This is a genomic window from Croceivirga sp. JEA036, from assembly GCF_011882165.1.
In the GTDB taxonomy this organism is placed as follows: Bacteria; Bacteroidota; Bacteroidia; order Flavobacteriales; family Flavobacteriaceae; genus Croceivirga.
This window is the reverse complement of the sequence record NZ_JAATON010000002.1, coordinates 669,883-688,445: the sequence shown is the minus strand read 5'-3', so window position 1 is coordinate 688,445 and position 18,563 is coordinate 669,883. Positions and strand designations below refer to the sequence as shown.

The window sequence follows — 18,563 nt, the reverse complement described above, 5'->3', positions numbered from 1 at the left end:
TTTAAGTAAGGACAAAAGTAAGATAAATTTTCTAGAGCATCTTGGTTATTACTCTCGATTATACCCGTCTTTTAACACTTTTAGGTCTTCTAAAAGTTTTTCTATCTCTTCTGGTTGGGTTCCATCGTAAAAGCCTCTAATACGTTTTTCCTTGTCTACCAAAATAAAATTTTCGGTATGAATCATATCAAAAGGCCCACCATCGCCATCCGTTTTTACTGCTAAATAAGATTTTCTTGCTAGCTGGTAAATCTGTTTTTTATCGCCAGTAACTAAATTCCATTTATGGTCTAATACGCCTTTTTCTCGCGCATATTTTTTCAATTGTGCTACCGAATCTATCTGTGGCGTTACTGTATGGGATAATAATAAAACATCATCATCATCTAGAATAGCTTGTTGTACAGCAACCATGTTTTTTGTCATGATTGGGCAAATGGTTGGGCAGGTAGTAAAGAAAAAGTCGGCTACATATATTTTGTCTTTGTAATTGTCTTGTGTAATGGTCTCCCCATTTTGATTTGTCAAAGAAAAATCGGCAATGGTATGGTACTTCTTTACATCGAGCAGCGTACTATCTACCAATTCTGGGTTTACCATATGGGGTTGGTAAACAGGTAAGCGATTTTCTGGTTTTAAAGCGTTGTACATAAAGTACAGTATAAAAACAGAGAGGATTCCTAAAACAACAAAGAAGAATTTAAATTTTGAAAAAAATTGTAACATGCTGCAAAATTAGGGGGTAAGTCTGGTATAATCAAAGCGGTAGAAAGACAATTCCTGCTAATTCTTTCTTAAAAACATTCATCGGAATCTTTGCAATGTTTTATTACCTGCCGTAAAAATGTACTTTTGTGGGCTTTAAGACATAAGATAGTATATGAGTCCCATTGCAATACAGGTAATTCAATTCTTTTTAAGCCTTTCCCTACTAATTGTTTTACACGAGTTAGGCCACTTTATTCCAGCCAAGCTTTTTAAAACTAGAGTTGAAAAGTTTTATTTATTTTTCGATGTAAAATTTTCACTCTTAAAAAAGAAAATAGGAGAAACAGAGTACGGTATAGGATGGCTACCTCTCGGAGGCTATGTAAAAATTGCTGGTATGATAGACGAGAGTATGGATACCGAGGCAATGAAAGAAGAGCCAAAACCGTGGGAATTTAGAAGCAAGCCAGCGTGGCAACGTCTTATAATTATGCTAGGTGGGGTAACGGTAAATTTTATTTTGGCCGTACTTATTTACATTGGGATGGCCTATAAGTATGGGAGCCAATACATTGTAATGGATAGTTTAAAAGACGGAATTGCAGTAGTAGAACCTACTATTGGGGATAAAGCAGGAATAAAAACTGGTGACCGTATTTTAAAGGTAGACGGAGAGTCTATAGAAAGCTTTAATAATCTTTTTATCGAAATAATTAACGGGAATACCATTACTATAGAAAGAGATGGACAACAGATAGAAAAAGAATTACCGGTGGATTTTATTTCTACTCTAATAGAGGACGAGGAAAAAGCTCGTTTTTTAACCCTAAGGCAGCCTTTTATTATTGCTGAGGTTTCTGAAGGTAGCGTTAATAAGGGGATAGATTTAAAAGAAGGTGACCGGGTACAAACTATCAATGGTCAAGATGCTCGTTATTATGATCAAGTAAGTACACTTTTAGAGGCAAATAAGGGAAAGACTATTAGCATAAATGTGCTTACCAAAGAAGGTAGTTCTAAAACAGTAGAAGCTCAGGTTTCTACAGAAGGTAAATTGGGTGTAGCTTTAGGTAGGTACTCACCATATGAGTATGCAGAATTAGGGTATTACGATGTGAAAACCGAGGAGTATACCTTTTTAGAGGCAATACCAGCAGGTATCAATCAAGGTGTAGAAACTTTGGGCAACTATGTAAAGCAGCTTAAAAAGATTTTCAATCCGTCAACCGGCGCCTATAAAGGTGTGGGCGGATTTAAAGCAATAGGAAGCATGTTTCCAGATTCATGGGACTGGCCTGCGTTTTGGGCAACAACCGCACTTATAAGTATAATTCTGGCATTTATGAATATTCTACCAATACCGGCTTTAGATGGTGGGCACGTAATGTTTTTACTCTATGAAATGATAAGTGGAAGGAAGCCTAGTGATAAATTTATGGAATATGCACAAATGGTTGGATTTTTCTTATTGATTGGTTTACTGTTGTTTGCGAATGGAAACGATCTTTATAAGATGATTTTTAAATAAAATGATGATTTTTTCTTTGTAGAAAAGGAAAGAAAAATATATATTTGCACCCGTTTAAAATTAAACACTCCTCCTTAGCTCAGTTGGTTAGAGCATCTGACTGTTAATCAGAGGGTCCTTGGTTCGAGCCCAAGAGGGGGAGCAAAATAGAAATCCGATACTGAAAAGTATCGGATTTTTTTGTTTTTATCTACTTCTACAAGGCTAGAACCAATTCTAATCCACTTACGAATGAATTTTAAGGGTGCTAAAAAGGTTGCGTGTATTGTTACAGAGGTTGCTTTAAAAGGTTGACCTCATAGACATGACATTCGTGAGAAGGAAATCATATTACCTTATTGTTACTTAACAGGTAATTTTTAACAGTTCAGTATGACAGACTGTGTCCAGCTATATATTTTGTACTTCATACTTTTTACTTTAAAAAGATTTCTCAGAAGTAGCTTCGCTACTACTATCGAAATGACGTTTAGTATATTCTATCACTTTTAACTTCAAAACAGACCCCTCAGTCCTTCGGACAGCTCCCCTAGGGTAGGGGAGCACTAAAAGCTATTTTCAAAAAGAATATTCTTATAACTTCTAACTTTAAAAACCAGATGCGGAACTAGTTCAGCAAGACGGAATGTATGAAGCTTTGTACTTAGTACTTTATACTTTAAAAAGATTTCTCAGCAATAGCTACACTACAACTATCGAAATTACGTGAACCAAAACCGATTTCATTTTTTGCCTGATAACTTTGAGTGTGTTTTATTTTTTTCAATACACAAAAAGTACACCTTACCATCAACCATCAACCATCAACCATCAACCATCAACCATCAACCATCAACCATCAACCATCAACCATCAACCATCAACCATCAACCATCAACCATCAACCGTCAACCATCAACCATCAACCATCAAAGATTAAGCTTTTGTTAAAGCATTTGGCGTTATCTAAACAACTGTTTAGTTTTGTCATGAAATTAATTATGGCACGTAAAAAGCAGTACATAGAAACAGAGGTTATAGAAAAAGCCATGCATCTTTTTTGGAAGAACGGCTATGAAACTACCTCTATGCACCAGTTAGAAAAAGAAATGGGCATCAATAAGTTTTCTATTTATGCCAGTTTTGGAAGCAAGAACGGCGTTTTTGTGGAGAGTCTAAAGTGCTATCAGAACAAATTAAATGTTTTGCTGACTAAATTGGAAACGGCCTATCCGAGCAAAGAGGCAATTAGGCAATATTTTTATGATTTTATAGAGTTCTCGTCAGAAAATGGAGTTGGAAGAGGTTGCTTGATGACGAATACGGCTAACGAAATCAGGGAAGAGACAGACGAACAAATAAAAGAAATACTCCATACGTTTACAGCGAAGGTACGTTCCTTATTTGCGCAAATTGTAGCAGCATTTACAGGGCACGACCAAGAGACCGTTAACCATAAAGCAGATTATTTAATCATAGCTATGTTTGGGTTATCCTCTGCAACTCGTTTTTTTGGGCCAGAGCAGATAGATAACTACATAGATACCGTTTTAAAAAACCTATAACTATTTTTTTAACTTAAAACTAAACAAACGTTTAGAAATATTTAATACAAACAGATTATGAGTACAGTTACAGAAACATTTAAAATTCACACTTTAGAATCTGCACCAGCAGAAAGCAAACCTGTTTTAGAAAATTCTAAGAATGCCTATGGCTACATTCCTAATTTGCATGGGGTGTTAGCAGAAGCACCAGAATTATTGCAGGCATATGCAAATTTGCACGAGTTGTTTGTTAATTCTTCTTTTAACAATGATGAGTTAACCGTAGTGTGGCAAACCATTAATGTAGAGCATAATTGCCATTACTGTGTGCCTGCACATACCGCTATTGCTAAATCTATGGGTGTAGACGATGCCATTATTGATGCATTACGAAATAAAACCACCCTGCCCTCAGAAAAATTACAAGTATTGCACGAGACTACTTTAGCATTGACTAAAAACCGTGGCGTACTTTCTGATAATCAGAAAGAGGCATTTTTTGCAGCAGGATATGGCCAAAGACAGTTGTTAGAAATTATTTTAGGATTATCCCAAAAAATTATAAGTAATTACACCAACAGTATTGCAGAAACGCCAGTAGACAAGGCTTTTCAAAAATTTGTTTAATGTATTAAGATGATGTGGAAAAGATGGGAAAAGAAGTAACTTCTTTTCCCATTTCTTTTTTTTAATTGTTACCTTTCTAATGATTGCCATATGGTATGTATCACCGTTTTAATAAAATGATATAGAGATGCAAAAACTACCTAAAGTTTTGTTTTTTGATGTAAATGAAACCTTATTAGACCTCTCTCCTTTAAAAAATGATGTTGCAGAACTTTTAAGAGGAAAAACCGAATTGGTCTCGCTTTGGTTTACAACCTTATTGCATTATTCGTTGGTAACTTCTGCTAGTGGCAAATATGTTCATTTTGGCAAAATTGGCGCGGCAACCTTGCAAATGGTGGCTGCCAATGCGGGTATATCCGTTTCTAAAGAAGAAGCAGAGAGAGTAGTCGTTAAAGGGTTTAGAAAACTACCTGCTTATCCAGAAGTAAAAGAGGCTTTAAATAGATTAAAATCGGAAGGATTTACCTTGGTAGCCTTTACCAATTCTGATAGTAAAGGACTAAAAGCGCAGTTGGCGTATGCGGGTTTAACGGAATGCTTTGACCAAATGCGTAGTATGGAAGAGGTAGGCGTTTATAAACCGTTTACGCAAACATACAACTGGGGCATACAACAGCTGAAAATTGAGCCAGATGATGCCATGTTGGTGGCGGCACACGGTTGGGACGTTGCGGGTGCACAATGGGCGGGTTGGCAAGCGGCTTTTATACAACGTCCGGGGCAACAACAGTTTCCGTTAGCGGAACCCACAACTATGGTGGCTACGGACCTTGCTGATTTTGCCGCGCAATTAATTGCAAGAGTGATGTAGGTTTTAGGCGATATAAAAATTAGCAATTGAGCATGGCTAAACACTTGGGTTTTTTAGTCTGCAAGACATTTTTCCCCAAAAAGACGTTAGAAAAGTTCAGCATGACGCAGAATAAAATACATTGTACGTATTACTTAATACTTCATACTTTTTACTTTAGAGAGATTTCTCAGTAGTAGCTACGCTACAACTATCGAAATGACGTTGAGTATATTCTATCACGTTTAACTTCAAAACATACCCCTCAGTCCTTCGGACAGCTACCCTAGGGTAGGGGAGCACTAAAAGCTATTTTCAAAAAGAATATTCTTAAAACTTTGAACTTATAACTCCTAACTTTAAAAACCGGATGCGGAACAAGTTCAGCATGACGGGGGGTATAAATCTTTGTACTTGATACTTTATACTTTTTACTTTAGAGAGATTTCTCAGTAGTAGCTACGCTACAACTATCGAAATGACGTGGCTTAGGTATATTGAATCACTTCTATCTTCAACACAGACCCCTCAGTCTTTTGGACAGCTCCCCTGGCTTAAGGGAGCACTAAAAGTTATTTTCAAAAAGAATATTCTTATAACTTCTAACTTTAAAAACCAGATGCGGAACTAGTTCAGCAAGACGGAATGTATGAAGCTTTGTACTTAGTACTTTATACTTTAAAAAGATTTCTCAGTAGTAGCTACACTACAACTATCGAAATGACGTGAACCAAAACCGATTTCATTTTTTGCCTGATAACTTTGAGTGTGTTGTATTTTTTTCAATTCACAAAAAGTACACCTTACCATCAACCATCAACCATCAACCATCAACCATCAACCATCAACCATCAACCATCAACCATCAACCATCAACCATCTGTTGATAACAAAATCACATTTTTTTAGGCATAGCCATGCAAGGCTTTTATTTTTGTCGCCGTTTAGCCTATGAGACCGTTAGAAATTGGAGATAAAGTCTATAATGTTACCCAAGATGGGTTTGATGATTTTAAGCGCTACACCTTTTCTGTGGTTGTAAAACTGACTAAAACTTTGGCTATTCTTAAAAACGGTACACGATTAGTAAATGACCCCAAACCGTCTTACATTATGGAAGAAGTAGGGTATTCTGTATATCGCCAACGGGGGGTGCATTGGCACATGGTTTCTTTAGATGCCATTAGGCAAGCCCAGATAGAAAACAGAAAAATTGAGGCGTACGATTGGTTTCAGGATAAAAAATTTACACTTAAAGAAAAGCAATATATATACGAGCTTTTTACCAAACAAAACAAACCGTTCTAGTAAGTAAAACTTTTTCCCGAAATTCAATGTCAAAATAATTTGTCTTTAATTAGTCTTCTAGCATGTAATTAATGGTTACTCTGGTGCCGTTGCCAGGGTTGGAGTTAAAAAAGAGACGACCGTTAATGTATCCAATACGTTCTTTCATAAAAAATACACCCATGCCACCTTCGCTATTATTTTTAGGTGGTTTATTTAAGATAGAAGTGTCAAAACCTTTTCCATCATCTTCAATAGAAACACTTAATAGGTTTTCCGTTACATTAATGATAACTAAGATGTAATTGGCCTGTGCATACTTAATGGCATTGTTCACGGCTTCTTGCGTTACACGGTAAATATTGGTTTCTGCAAGCGAATTAAAACGAATGTTTACTTCAGCTTTATTTTCAAAAAGCACATTTTGTCCAGTAAGTTTTGCCAATTCTGTGGTCATTTTTTGCAATGCGGGGAATATGCCGTGGTCTCCTAATTCAGGAGGGGTTAGATTAAAGGTTGCCGTGCGTACTCCTTTTATCAGGTCAGACGTTAAGTCTTTAAGGTAAGCTACTTTTTCAGCGGCTTTTTCTGGATGGTCTAAGTTTATAGATTGTATGTTAAAGCGTAAGGCGGTCAACATTTGCCCTATACCATCATGTATATCTTTTGCAATACGTTTGCGCTCTTCTTCTTGCCCGGCAACAATTAAACTAGCCTGTACTTGTTTTTGTTGCATACGGTCTTCATAATTACGCTGGTTCAAGGCTGCAATTTCGGCTTCGTTCTTTTTACGCTCCGTACTGTTAGAACATAGAATTAAAATACTCTGCTTTAGCGTGGTTTGGAACATGGGAATTATAGACATGTCTAACCAAATTTCTACGCCCTTATGGTTTTGTATTTTTATTTCTTCCGTACGGATGTTGCGTTTTTTTAACGACAGTAACTCGCGCAAATATTGTTGTTGCCCTTCGTTTTGTGTTAATGCTTCGTACAGGTAAGAATTTACAGGTGTTTTTTCTAAGCCCAATAGGCCTAAGAACTTTTTGCTGATAAAGGCAATTTTACCGTTGCGGTCTGTACTGGCAAATAATGCGGCATTGTCTATGGCAAAATTGAGTTCTTTTAGTTCCTGTAATGAAGCTTGCCTATCCTCTGCTATTTTCTGAATTTTTTGGGCATCCATTTCCGATTGTTGTCTGCGCTGCATTAAATCGCCAATGGTTCTTTTAATCTGGATAGACATCGGTTTAAAAATAAAAAGGACCTCTAATAATAAAATCAGCAATGAAATACCCAATAACAGATATTCCTTAAGTTTTAATTGTTGCAGGCGTTCTTTGGAAATTGTATCATACGCATTTACAATAGCATCCATTTTGGTCAAAAAATACTGCTCGTTTTGTAGCAAGGTGTTCACCTCTTGATCAATGCTAATCTTAGTTTTTTGCTTTTGCAAGATGCTTTTCACCGCCTCTACCATGGTGGTGTGGTGCGGTTGTAATTCTGTAAAGAGCTGTATAATTTCCGGATTTTCCTCTTTAGGTAAACCTATGCTATCATTACCATATAACAGCCCGCTGTGCGATGTTTCCCAAACATAAAGCGTCTCTTTTAAACGTTCTGGTAAGCTGGTGTCTTCCGCACCTTTTTGTAGCAATAGACTTTCTTTGACCAATTTTTGACTGTAGGCCCTTTGGCGGCCGGCAACGTTAATTACTCTAGAGTCACTTAATTGGGAATCTAAATGATTTTGAATAAGTATTTGTGCTACAACAATAGTTAACGCTATAGTAGCTAGGGCAAGAATATACCATTTACGAACCCTTAAAAAAGTAAGGGTATCTAATGTTTGATGCTTCTGCCCGTTTTCTGCCATATACTATGCTAATGCTTGTTGTATTAATTGCAAACCTTTTTCTGAGTAGTAGAGCTCCAAAGCGGCTTTATGTCCTTTCTCAGACATTTTTTTCCAAGTTTTCTGTAGAATGCCTATCATTTTGGCATCATCGTGTTTGCTTAAGAACGATTCATAGTAATGTTCTAAAAAAACGAGACAAATAACATCTTCTAGACACTGGGTTTCATCGTCTCTTTTCAGTTGTTTTTTCTGTAATAAAAACTGTACCCGGTCTATGGTTTCTTGGTCGTAGCCAACTTGGGTTAGTATATCTGCTGCTTTCTTAGCATGGAATTTCTTTAAATTCTGTCGCCATAACAAATAACCAGTTCGGTTCATCTCATAGCTTTCCCTAGGTATTTCCCATCGGCAAATGTGCTGGCAGCGAGCAGTTAGCTGTAAGGCCTCGGTTGCATTTGGTTCAAAACGATTTAAAGTTGCGGTCATTCGCTCAGCATAAAGTAGTTCTTTGGGATAGGTTTTCCCATTCACCACTTCAGTATTAGGATCTTTAGCATTAGCAGCATCAAACATGGCAAATGCCTGTTCTAATTTTTGGGAGTTGCCCATAGGTATTGGTTTTTCAGACGTTAATCAGAAAAGCCAATATACACAAAACCTGCTTCAATTTTTACGGGATAGGTGGCTATTGCGGGTAAATCGCCATTCAAATTTTCGCCAGATTCTAAGGAAAAGGTTTTCTTATGCAACGGGCAGGCTACCTTAGGTATACCTTGGTGGTCGCCTATCATACCACGGCTCAAAACCATTTCTAATTTATGCGGGCATAAATTTTGGCATGCAAACCATTGGTTGAGTCGCTCAAAATTGAACACGGCTATCTGCTTGTCTTTATATTTAACACAGGCGCCGCCATCTTTTGGAAAATCGTTTACCGAAGCCGCTTTGAACCATGTGGTGACTTCTGCTGGAGCGGTTTTGATATATTTAGAAAGAAATGTTTCCATGGGTTGTTTTTTAGGTTGATAGGTTATTGCCATTGCTGTGGCATTTTTTGTTCGCGCATGGGTACAAAAACCAAATTATCGTCTTCTTCTTTACTGTTCACAAAATGGTTGAAGCGTTTCATCATTTCCGGATTGTTTACCGCTTGAGTCCATTCGCACTCAAACTTATTGACCAAGGTCTGCATTTCGGCTTCCAAGTCGGCCGCAATTCCTAATTTATCCTCTATAATTACTTCTTTTAGATACGCCATACCACCGTCTAAACGCTCTTGCCACGCCGCAGTACGCTGTAAAGGTTTTGCCGTACGCATATAGAACATTAAGTAGCGGTCTAGGTATTTAATAACCGTTTGGTTGTCTATTTGCTCCGCCAACAGTTCTGCATGGCGTGGATTGGCACCACCGTTGCCACCCACATAGAGATTCCAGCCGCCTTCTACAGCAATAAGGCCAAAATCTTTACCTCTGGCTTCGGCACATTCCCGAATACAACCAGATACGCCACCTTTAATTTTATGTGGCGCTCTAATACCACGATAGCGGTTCTCCAGTTCTATTCCAAAGCTTACACTCTCGTCCATACCATAACGGCACCACGTACTACCTACGCAGGTTTTAACGGTACGTAACGATTTACCATAGGCATGTCCGCTCTCAAACCCGTGGCTAATTAATTCTTTCCAGATAAGCGGAAGCTGGTTTAAGGTAGCGCCAAACAAATCGATACGGACACCCCCAGTAATTTTGGTATACAAATCGTACTTCTTGGCTATTTCTCCTAAGGCGATGAGTTTATCTGGCGTAATTTCACCACCCGGTACCCGCGGTACTACGGAGTAAGTGCCGTTCCGTTGAATATTCGCTAAAAATCGGTCGTTAGAATCTTGTATGGCATACTCTTTATTGGCTGTATCGGCGTGAATAGTAGCCATAAGCGAAGCGACTACGGGTTTACAGATTTCACATCCATGTCCGCCATTACCATGGTTATCTAGAACCTCATTGAACGTTTCATAGCCTTTTACCTGTATTAAAGAATACAGTTCTTGTCGGTTAAAATCAAAATGTTCACAAATGTGGTCCTTGACTTCTATGCCTAACGATTTTAATGTGGCTTCCGTAAGGTCTTTAACCATAGGCTTGCAACCTCCACAGCCAGTGCCAGCCTTGGTACAGCTAACAACACCGGCCAAATCCGTAGCAGCTCCTGTTTCTATGGTATTGCAAATTTGACCTTTAGAAACACTCTCGCAAGAACATACTTGGGCTTCGTCTGGCAAATCCATGACATCACCCAACAATCCACCGCCCTCGCTGGCAGGTAAGATGAGTTGTGCTGGGTCTTCTGGGATGGCCATCCCATTTAGATATATTTGGTGTAGCATGCTATAATCAGCAGCATCACCTACCATAATACCACCCAATAATTTTTTACCATCTAGACTTACGTTGATACGCTTGTAAAGAAACTGGGTTTTATTTTCAAAAATGATAGATAATCCTTTATCCGCGGGCATAAATGGGGTGCCAAAACTAGCCACATCCACACCAATGAGTTTTAACTTGGTAGACATGTCTATATCACTGGCCATTGTGATATCTGTGTGCCCTAAAATTTGTTGTACGGCTACATGTGCCATATCATAACCAGGAGCCACCAGACCATAAATCATTTGATTATATAACGCTACTTCTCCTATAGCGAAGATATACGGGTCAGAGGTTTGCATGCGACTATTCACTTCTATGCCACCACGGATTCCCATTTTTAAGCCGCAGGTTTTTCCTAATTCATCTCGTGGTCGTATACCCGCGGAAATAATAAGCATATCGGTTTCTAAAATATCATCTTCGCCAAATTCCATTCCTGTTATGATTTCATCCCCCAAAATCTGATTGGTAGCCTTGCTCAGGTGAATGTGAATACCCATGGATTCTAGCTTTAATTGTAATACCTTACTGCTACGAGCATCTAATTGTCTGGGCATTAATTTAGGAGCAAACTCTACCACATGGGGTTCTAAGCCCATATCCATAACTGCCTTGCCGGCTTCTAAGCCTAATAGACCACCACCAAGAATGGCGGCCTTACCATTGGGTTTTATTTGGTTGATGTGTTTGGCATAGGCAATCATCCCTTCTAAATCTTCAATAGTCCGGTAGACAAAAACGCCTTCCTTTTCTACACCTTTAATAGGAGGAACAAAGGGCACAGAACCCGTTGCTAGGACCAAATAGTCGTAAGTGTGTTGTTGATTATGTTGGTCGGTTACCGTTTTGGCTTCCTTATTAATATCTACGATGCGGTTATTGGTGATAAGATTAATACCATTGTCTGTGTACCAAGAGGCAGGCGCCATCTCTAGTTTTATAGCATTTTCATCTTCAAAATAGGCACTTAAATGAACCCGGTCGTAGGCAGGTCTTGGTTCTTCTCCAAAAACCGTTAGGGTAAACCCTGTAGTTTGGGCGGCAACAAACTTCTCACAGAACTTGTAACCTACCATTCCGTTACCAATAACAATTATATTTTTCATAAGCCTCTACTTAATTGATAAATCAAAACTAAGTATTATTACTTAATTTATTGCTTTTTATTTCGAAATAAATACGTATCATTGTTGCGAAATCAATAATTCTAACCTAACCAAATACATATGAATGCAATAGATAGAGAAGCGAGAATTAGTTTGGTGGGAGCAGGTCCAGGGGCAGAAGATTTAATAACAGTAAGGGGTTTACGAACTTTACAGGATGCAGATGTGGTTTTGTATGATGCTTTGGTTTCAGAAAAGTTATTAGCAAAAATTCCTGCTGGTATTAAGAAAATATACGTAGGTAAAAGATGTGGGCAGCACAGTCTAAACCAGCAAGAAATTAATACCCTATTAGTAGAGAGCGCTTTTACTTATGGACACGCGGTGCGTTTAAAAGGAGGTGACCCGTATGTGTTTGGTAGGGCCACGGAAGAAATAGCTTACGCCAATACCTTTGGTATTCCCGTAACCGTAGTGCCAGGGGTAAGTAGCGTTACAGCAGTTGCAGCTAGCCAGGGTATACCTATTACTAAAAGAGGTGTAAGTTCCAGCTTTTGGGTAGTAACAGCAACTACGAGAGATGGTAGTTTTTCTAAGGATTTAAGCCTAGCGGCACAATCCTCGGCAACCTTGATAATACTTATGGGAATACGTAAAATGAAAGCGTTGTCAGAAGTATTGTTACAACATAAAAGTCCTGGGACTCCCTTCGCGATTTTGCAAAACGGAACTTTAGAAAATGAAAGTTGTACTATGGGTACATTAGGCACCATGGCAGAAGTATCGAACACTATAGATGTTACCCAGCCAGGTATACTTATAATTGGTGATGTAGTGGCAGAGCATAACTTCTTTTTTGAGGATGATATACAGCGTGTATTGGATTCTGTGCTGTAAATCAAACTTTTAAATTATCAATTTGCAAATCTTATCCCTTTGTTTTTTGCATTCTGTAAAAATCCCCCTACTTAGATTTTCAATCACATAATAATCGATATTTTTAAGTATAAATACGTAAAAATACGTAGTTAAATATAATTTCATACGTACATTTACAACATAAGGAATTAGAATAACCATTTAAACAATACCGCTTTATGAAAACGATTATGACAAAATTATCCGCTTTTCTTGTAATGGTTGCACTTGTAGCCTGCGGAGGAAAAAAAGAGAAAAGGGGAGAAGACTTAGCGCAAGCCGAAACATCTTCTACCGCTTTAGAGATTGAAAAACCACAATTGACATTTGGTTTTATTAAATTGACAGATATGGCGCCTTTGGCCATTGCAAAAGAGAAAGGCTTTTTTGAGGATGAAGGTTTATTTGTTTCTGTAGAAGCACAGTCTAACTGGAAAAATGTGTTGGATCGTGTAATTGATGGTCAATTAGATGGATCCCACATGCTGGCAGGGCAACCTATTGCAGCAGGTGCTGGTTTTGGTAGACAGGCCGAATTGGTGACACCATTTTCTATGGATTTAAATGGAAATGGTATTACGGTTTCTAATGACGTATGGTCTAAAATGAAGCCAAACGTGCCAAAAGGAGATGATGGTAAGCCAGTACATCCTATTAAAGCAGATGCTTTAAAGCCTGTAATTTCTGAGTATAAGAATAGTGGCAAAGCATTTAAAATGGGAATGGTTTTCCCAGTATCTACGCACAATTATGAAATTCGTTATTGGTTAGCTGCTGCGGGCATACACCCAGGATTATACACTGCAGATAACGTACAAGGGCAAATAGATGCAGAAGTATTATTGTCTGTTACACCACCACCACAAATGCCAGCTACCTTAGAAGCAGGTACTATTTATGGGTATTGCGTGGGTGAACCTTGGAACCAACAAGCCGTTTTTAAAGGAATTGGTGTGCCAGTAACTACCAATTATGATATCTGGAAAAACAACCCAGAAAAGGTATTTGTAATGACCAAAAAGTTTGTAGAAGAAAACCCAAATACGGCTACAGCAGTAACCAAAGCATTAATTAGAGCTGGTAAATGGTTAGATGAACCTGGAAACAGAGCAGAAGCCGTTAAGATTTTATCTATGCCACAATATGTTGGTGCAGATGAGGTGGTTCTTGCCAATTCTATGACGGGAACGTTCGAGTTTGAAAAAGGTGACAAGCGTTCCATGCCAGATTTTAATGTATTCTATAAGTATAACGCTACGTATCCTTTCTATTCTGATGGTATTTGGTTTTTAACCCAGATGAGAAGATGGGGGCAAATTCCAGACACAAAGCCAGCCGCTTGGTATGATGAAACCATCAAGGATATCTACAGACCAGACATTTGGAAAAAGGCTGCGGAAGCCTTAGTGGCAGAAGGTAAAATACCTGCTAGTGATATTCCAACTACAGATGGCTATAAACCTGCGACTACAGATTTTATAGATGGTAAAACATATGATGCTAAAGACCCAATTGGGTACATCAATAGTTTTGAAATAGGAAACAAAGACGATTCATCACTCTAAAACAAACTCACCATGAAGCAAAGTGTTACTGTTGTAAAAGATGATAATGTAAAGTTTGGTACTACAGCAAAAGCTGTAGCGGCCAAGCTACTACCTAAAATGCCCAAATGGAATGTACAGACCTTTTTAAGGAAGGTATTAATTCCGCTTGCATCCATTTTGTTATTCATTGGATTGTGGCATGTGGGGGCAAAAGCACTGTTTAATATAGAGGCCGATTATAAAATTGAGAAAGCATTAACCGACCAAGGTCAGGCCGCGGCAGACGAGATGGCGGCGTGTATAGCTTCTGGTGATGTAAGCTGTCAACCCAACACCTTGCCGTCTCCTGCTCAGGTTTGGACGTCCTTTAATACACTTATTGCGGACCATAAAACCATTAGTGCGGATAAAGCCGAGTTTAAGGCAAAAACAGCTGCTTTAAATGAAAAAAGAGAAGCAGAAGGTAAGGCGCCAATTACGTATACGGGTAGGCCTTCTTTTGTTGACCAGATTTTTACCAGTTTAAAAACGGTTTTCGCTGGCTTCCTTTTAGCCTTGGTTATTGCAGTTCCTGTTGGTATTATTATAGGTCTGAGTCCAACTTTACGCAATAGCTTTAACTGGTTAATTCAGATTTTTAAACCCGTATCTCCTGTAGTTTGGTTGCTTTTGGTGTTTATGATTGTAAAAACCATGACCAAAGATTCAGACTCGGATAGTGCATTTATCATCTCGTTCATTAGTGTTGGGCTTTGTGCCATGTGGGCAACATTGGTCAATACGGCAATGGGCGTATCAACGGTAGACAAAGATTACATCAACGTAGCCAAGGTTTTAAAATTAGGAGCAATCCAAAAGGTGTTTAAAGTGATATTACCCTCCTCTTTACCTCTAATTTTCACAGGGTTGAGAATTACCTTATCCGTAGCTTGGATGGTATTGATTGCCATTGAATTATTAGCACAAAGTCCAGGATTAGGTTCGTTTGTATGGGAAGAATTCCAGAACGGCGCTAACGATTCCAACTCAAAAATAATCGTTGCCATGTTCGTTATTGGGATAATCGGTTTTTTACTAGACCGTATTATGTTAACCATACAAAATATGGTGTCTTTCAATAAAAACGCAACAGCTTAAATAAAAGAGGTATGGCGTATTTAGAACTAAACAACATCAATAAAACTTACGGCACGGGAGCGGAAGCTACAGCGGTACTTACAGATATCAATCTTAGTATAGAAGAGGGCGAATTTGTAGCTATTGTAGGCTTTACCGGTAGTGGTAAAACTACTTTAGTTAACTTAATTAATGGTTTGCTAAAACCTACAAGTGGCGAAGTACTGTTTAAAGGCGAACCAATAAAAGGTACCAGTCACGAAAGAGGCGTTATTTTTCAGAATTACTCCCTTTTGCCTTGGCTCACTGTAGGCCAGAATGTATCCATGGCGGTAAAAGAAGCTTTTCCAAAAGCAAGCAAAACCGAATTAAAGGAGCGTGTAACGGAATATGTAAAAATGGTAAATCTGTTACCGGCCATCAACAAGAGACCTAAAGAACTTTCTGGGGGTATGCGGCAACGGGTATCTGTGGCCAGAGCGCTAGCAATGAATCCAGAAATGATAATTATGGACGAACCTTTAGGGGCTTTGGATGCCTTGACCAGAGGGAATTTACAAGACGAAATTTTGAAAATCTGGAGCAAGGACAAGCGTACAGCATTGTTAATTACCAATGATGTGGACGAAGGTATTTATATGGCAGACCGTATTATACCCTTAAAACCAGGGCCTAATGCTACACTAGGGCCGGAGTTCAAGATAAATATAGACAGACCTAGGGATAAAACGGCTTTAAATGATAATCCAGAATACAAAAAGACCCGTAACGCTATTATTGAATACCTCATGGGTATTGGAGAAGCGCGTAAATCTGCCTCTAAGAAAGAATATGTTTTGCCAGATGTGGCTCCTAAAAGTTTTGTTGCCTAATCTCTAAAAAAAGAAATCATGGTTGTAGAAGTTACTAAAGAAGCACTTGGCCATCAAAATGGTATAACATTTCCGTCAGACAACGTAATGTTAGATTTAAACGACCTTAAAAAAGTGTATCCAACACCAAAAGGCGATTATGTAGTCTTAGAGCATTTAAATCTGCAGATATTAAAAGAAGAGTTTGTGACCATTATTGGGCATTCCGGTTGTGGTAAAACTACCATGCTCTCTATGATTGCAGGGCTAAATCCAATTTCTGATGGGCGTATTTCGGTTTTGGGTAGCCCTATCAAAGGCCCAGGGCCAGACCGTGGAGTTATTTTTCAGGCACCTAGTTTAATGCCATGGATGACCGCTTTGCAAAATGTATTGTTGGGGGTAAATCAGGTTTTTCCGCATGCCAGTAAATCCCAAAGAAAAGACATCGCTATGTATTACCTGGACAAGGTAGGGCTAGAAGGAGCTTTTCATAAAAAGGCGAACGAACTCTCTCAAGGGATGCAGCAGCGTGTTGGTATTGCAAGGGCTTTTGCTATAAAACCCAAGGTATTGTTGCTAGACGAGCCTTTTGGAATGTTAGATTCCCTTACCCGTGGCGAACTACAAGATATTTTGATTGAAATCTGGAATAAAGAAAAAATTACTGCGGTGATGATTACCCATGATGTGGACGAAGCTATCTTTTTAGCAGACCGTGTGGTTATGATGACCAGCGGACCAAGAGCTAAAATTGGTGATGTCTTGCCCATAGAATTCAAACGTCCCCGAACCCGAAAATCGGTCTTGGAACATGCCGATTACTACAAGTATAGAAAACACTTAATCGATTTTTTAGAACACTAAAAATTTCAATAAAAAACTAAATAACCCAAACATATAATCAGTATGAAAAAGCTAATATGTACTATTGGCCTAGGTATCTTTTGCCTTGCCACCACCCAAGCACAGTTTACTTTAGATGGTCAATTTAGACCACGTACGGAATACAGAAACGGATTTGGAAGTATAATTCCGGATGCGGCAGACCCTGGTTTTGCCATTTCTACGCGGGCAAGACTAAACGCAGGCCTTAAAACCGAAAACTTTAATGTATTCTTAAGTATACAAGATGTTTTAGTTTGGGGTGAGAACAGACAGATTTTACCGGATGATCAAAACGATTCTTTTGCCGTTTTTGAAGCTTGGGCAGAATTGAACCTAGGTTCTGGGTGGTCTACCAAATTAGGGCGACAAGTATTATCGTATGACGACCAACGTATTTTAGGGGGGTTAGATTGGGCACAACAAGGTCGTAACCATGATGCCGCCATGATAAAATATGGTAAGGATAAATTTAAAATGGATTTTGCCTTTGCATTTAACCAAGATTTTGATAATCCAACCGGATTTCAATCTGTGGGTACGGCGTACAACACTACCGGATTCTTTAGCTATAAAACCATGCAAATGCTGCATTTGAGTCAGAAATGGGATTCGTTTTCTGGGAGTGCTTTGTTAATGAATAATGGGTTCCAAAATTTTGATGACGAAGGAGCTGCAGACGGTCTAAACAATCTGTTTACCGCTGGGGTACACCTTAAATACAACAAAGGTAGTTTTGGTGCTGCCGCTAATGCGTATTTCCAATCTGGAGAGCGCCAAGGCGGTTTGGAAGTTAAAGGAGCTAGTCTACTAGGATTAGATGTGTCCTATAAGGCATCGAGCAAAGTAGGGCTAGGTGCCGGAGTGGAGTTTATTAGCGGCAATGATGGCGAAACCGCTGGGGAAACAGGAGCTTTCTTTCCTTTGTATGGTACCAATCACAAGTTTAATGGTCTAATGGATTACTTCTACGTAGGTAACCATGCTAATTCTGTTGGGCTAACAGATGTACACTTAAGTGCTAATTTTAAATTAGGAGAAAAAGGTGGCCTAATGGCAAAAGTGCTTAATTTCTCGGGCGCAGAAGAGTTGCCAAGCGGCGAAAAATCTTTGGGAACGGAATTAGATTTGGTGTATTCCCAAGGCTTTAAAGGTTTTGCCTTAAAAGTGGGCTATTCGCACTTATTTCCTTCAGATGGTATGTACGAGCTTAAAGGGGTGGCAGAAGCAGATGCGGCAAGTTCTCAAAATTGGGCTTGGGCCATGCTCATCATAAAACCTAAATTTTTCACCACAGCAGAAAAATAAAAGTAACACATTGCTTCGATTGGGTCATGTTGTTTAGGCAATGTGGCCTTTTCTAGTTTATAGA

At 38.8% G+C, this 18,563-nt stretch carries 16 protein-coding genes and 1 tRNA gene; 12 read left to right on the top strand and 5 right to left on the bottom strand.

The genetic code is table 11. The annotated features are described in order from the left end of the window. Positions 1–48: 48 nt before the first annotated feature. Positions 49–726 carry an SCO family protein gene (locus HCO57_RS07985; protein WP_167988583.1) on the bottom strand — a complete coding sequence of 226 codons (678 nt, stop codon included), beginning with the start codon at positions 724–726 and terminating at the stop codon, positions 49–51. A 154-nt stretch (positions 727–880) separates the two neighbouring features. Here HCO57_RS07985 and rseP point away from each other — a divergent pair, with 154 nt between their 5' ends. The 6 genes from rseP to HCO57_RS07955 all read left to right on the top strand — a co-directional run bounded on the left by rseP (position 881) and on the right by HCO57_RS07955 (position 6,490). Continuing rightward, positions 881–2,236 (top strand): RIP metalloprotease RseP, encoded by a 1,356-nt coding sequence (gene rseP / locus HCO57_RS07980; protein WP_167988582.1) that lies wholly within the window; start codon positions 881–883, stop codon positions 2,234–2,236. 68 nt (positions 2,237–2,304) lie between these two features. Further along, a tRNA-Asn gene (locus tag HCO57_RS07975) sits at positions 2,305–2,378 on the top strand. A gap of 838 nt (positions 2,379–3,216) precedes the next feature. Beyond that, positions 3,217–3,780, top strand: coding sequence for a TetR/AcrR family transcriptional regulator (locus HCO57_RS07970; protein ID WP_167988581.1), 564 nt, complete (start codon positions 3,217–3,219; stop codon positions 3,778–3,780). 57 nt (positions 3,781–3,837) lie between these two features. Then, complete coding sequence (locus HCO57_RS07965) at positions 3,838–4,389, top strand: carboxymuconolactone decarboxylase family protein (protein WP_167988580.1); 552 nt, start codon at positions 3,838–3,840, stop codon at positions 4,387–4,389. A 127-nt stretch (positions 4,390–4,516) separates the two neighbouring features. Further along, a complete protein-coding gene (locus HCO57_RS07960) occupies positions 4,517–5,203 on the top strand; it encodes a haloacid dehalogenase type II (RefSeq protein ID WP_167988579.1) in 687 nt (228 codons plus the stop codon). A 930-nt stretch (positions 5,204–6,133) separates the two neighbouring features. After that, positions 6,134–6,490, top strand: coding sequence for a pyruvate kinase (locus tag HCO57_RS07955; protein WP_136949234.1), 357 nt, complete (start codon positions 6,134–6,136; stop codon positions 6,488–6,490). Between the two features lie 49 nt (positions 6,491–6,539). On the opposite strand, the gene HCO57_RS07950 is transcribed toward HCO57_RS07955, so the two are convergent. Genes HCO57_RS07950 through nirB form a run of 4 tightly spaced genes read right to left on the bottom strand, consistent with a single transcriptional unit; the run spans position 6,540 to position 11,874 of the window. Beyond that, positions 6,540–8,348: a type IV pili methyl-accepting chemotaxis transducer N-terminal domain-containing protein gene (locus tag HCO57_RS07950; RefSeq protein WP_167988578.1), complete on the bottom strand. Its 1,809-nt coding sequence runs from the start codon at positions 8,346–8,348 to the stop codon at positions 6,540–6,542. A 3-nt stretch (positions 8,349–8,351) separates the two neighbouring features. After that, positions 8,352–8,939, bottom strand: a complete 588-nt coding sequence (locus HCO57_RS07945; protein WP_167988577.1) for a DUF4202 domain-containing protein — start codon at positions 8,937–8,939, stop codon at positions 8,352–8,354. Positions 8,940–8,959: 20 nt separating this feature from the next. Beyond that, positions 8,960–9,337: a nitrite reductase small subunit NirD gene (gene nirD / locus HCO57_RS07940; protein ID WP_010517648.1), complete on the bottom strand. Its 378-nt coding sequence runs from the start codon at positions 9,335–9,337 to the stop codon at positions 8,960–8,962. 23 nt (positions 9,338–9,360) lie between these two features. Beyond that, a complete protein-coding gene (nirB, locus tag HCO57_RS07935; protein ID WP_167988576.1) occupies positions 9,361–11,874 on the bottom strand; it encodes a nitrite reductase large subunit NirB in 2,514 nt (837 codons plus the stop codon). 120 nt (positions 11,875–11,994) lie between these two features. Between nirB and cobA the strand changes: the two genes are divergently transcribed. From cobA to HCO57_RS07905, 6 genes are all read left to right on the top strand, one after another. Further along, positions 11,995–12,771 (top strand): uroporphyrinogen-III C-methyltransferase, encoded by a 777-nt coding sequence (gene cobA, locus HCO57_RS07930; RefSeq protein WP_167988575.1) that lies wholly within the window; start codon positions 11,995–11,997, stop codon positions 12,769–12,771. Positions 12,772–12,971: 200 nt separating this feature from the next. Continuing rightward, positions 12,972–14,357 carry a CmpA/NrtA family ABC transporter substrate-binding protein gene (locus tag HCO57_RS07925; protein ID WP_167988574.1) on the top strand — a complete coding sequence of 462 codons (1,386 nt, stop codon included), beginning with the start codon at positions 12,972–12,974 and terminating at the stop codon, positions 14,355–14,357. Positions 14,358–14,369: 12 nt separating this feature from the next. Beyond that, positions 14,370–15,476, top strand: coding sequence for an ABC transporter permease (locus HCO57_RS07920; protein ID WP_167988573.1), 1,107 nt, complete (start codon positions 14,370–14,372; stop codon positions 15,474–15,476). Between the two features lie 11 nt (positions 15,477–15,487). After that, positions 15,488–16,327: an ABC transporter ATP-binding protein gene (locus tag HCO57_RS07915; RefSeq protein WP_167988572.1), complete on the top strand. Its 840-nt coding sequence runs from the start codon at positions 15,488–15,490 to the stop codon at positions 16,325–16,327. An 18-nt stretch (positions 16,328–16,345) separates the two neighbouring features. Then, the gene (locus tag HCO57_RS07910) at positions 16,346–17,173 is read left to right on the top strand and encodes an ABC transporter ATP-binding protein (RefSeq protein WP_010517638.1); all 828 of its coding nucleotides are present in this window, start codon (positions 16,346–16,348) and stop codon (positions 17,171–17,173) included. A gap of 42 nt (positions 17,174–17,215) precedes the next feature. After that, positions 17,216–18,499 carry an alginate export family protein gene (locus HCO57_RS07905; RefSeq protein WP_167988571.1) on the top strand — a complete coding sequence of 428 codons (1,284 nt, stop codon included), beginning with the start codon at positions 17,216–17,218 and terminating at the stop codon, positions 18,497–18,499. Positions 18,500–18,563 lie beyond the last annotated feature (64 nt).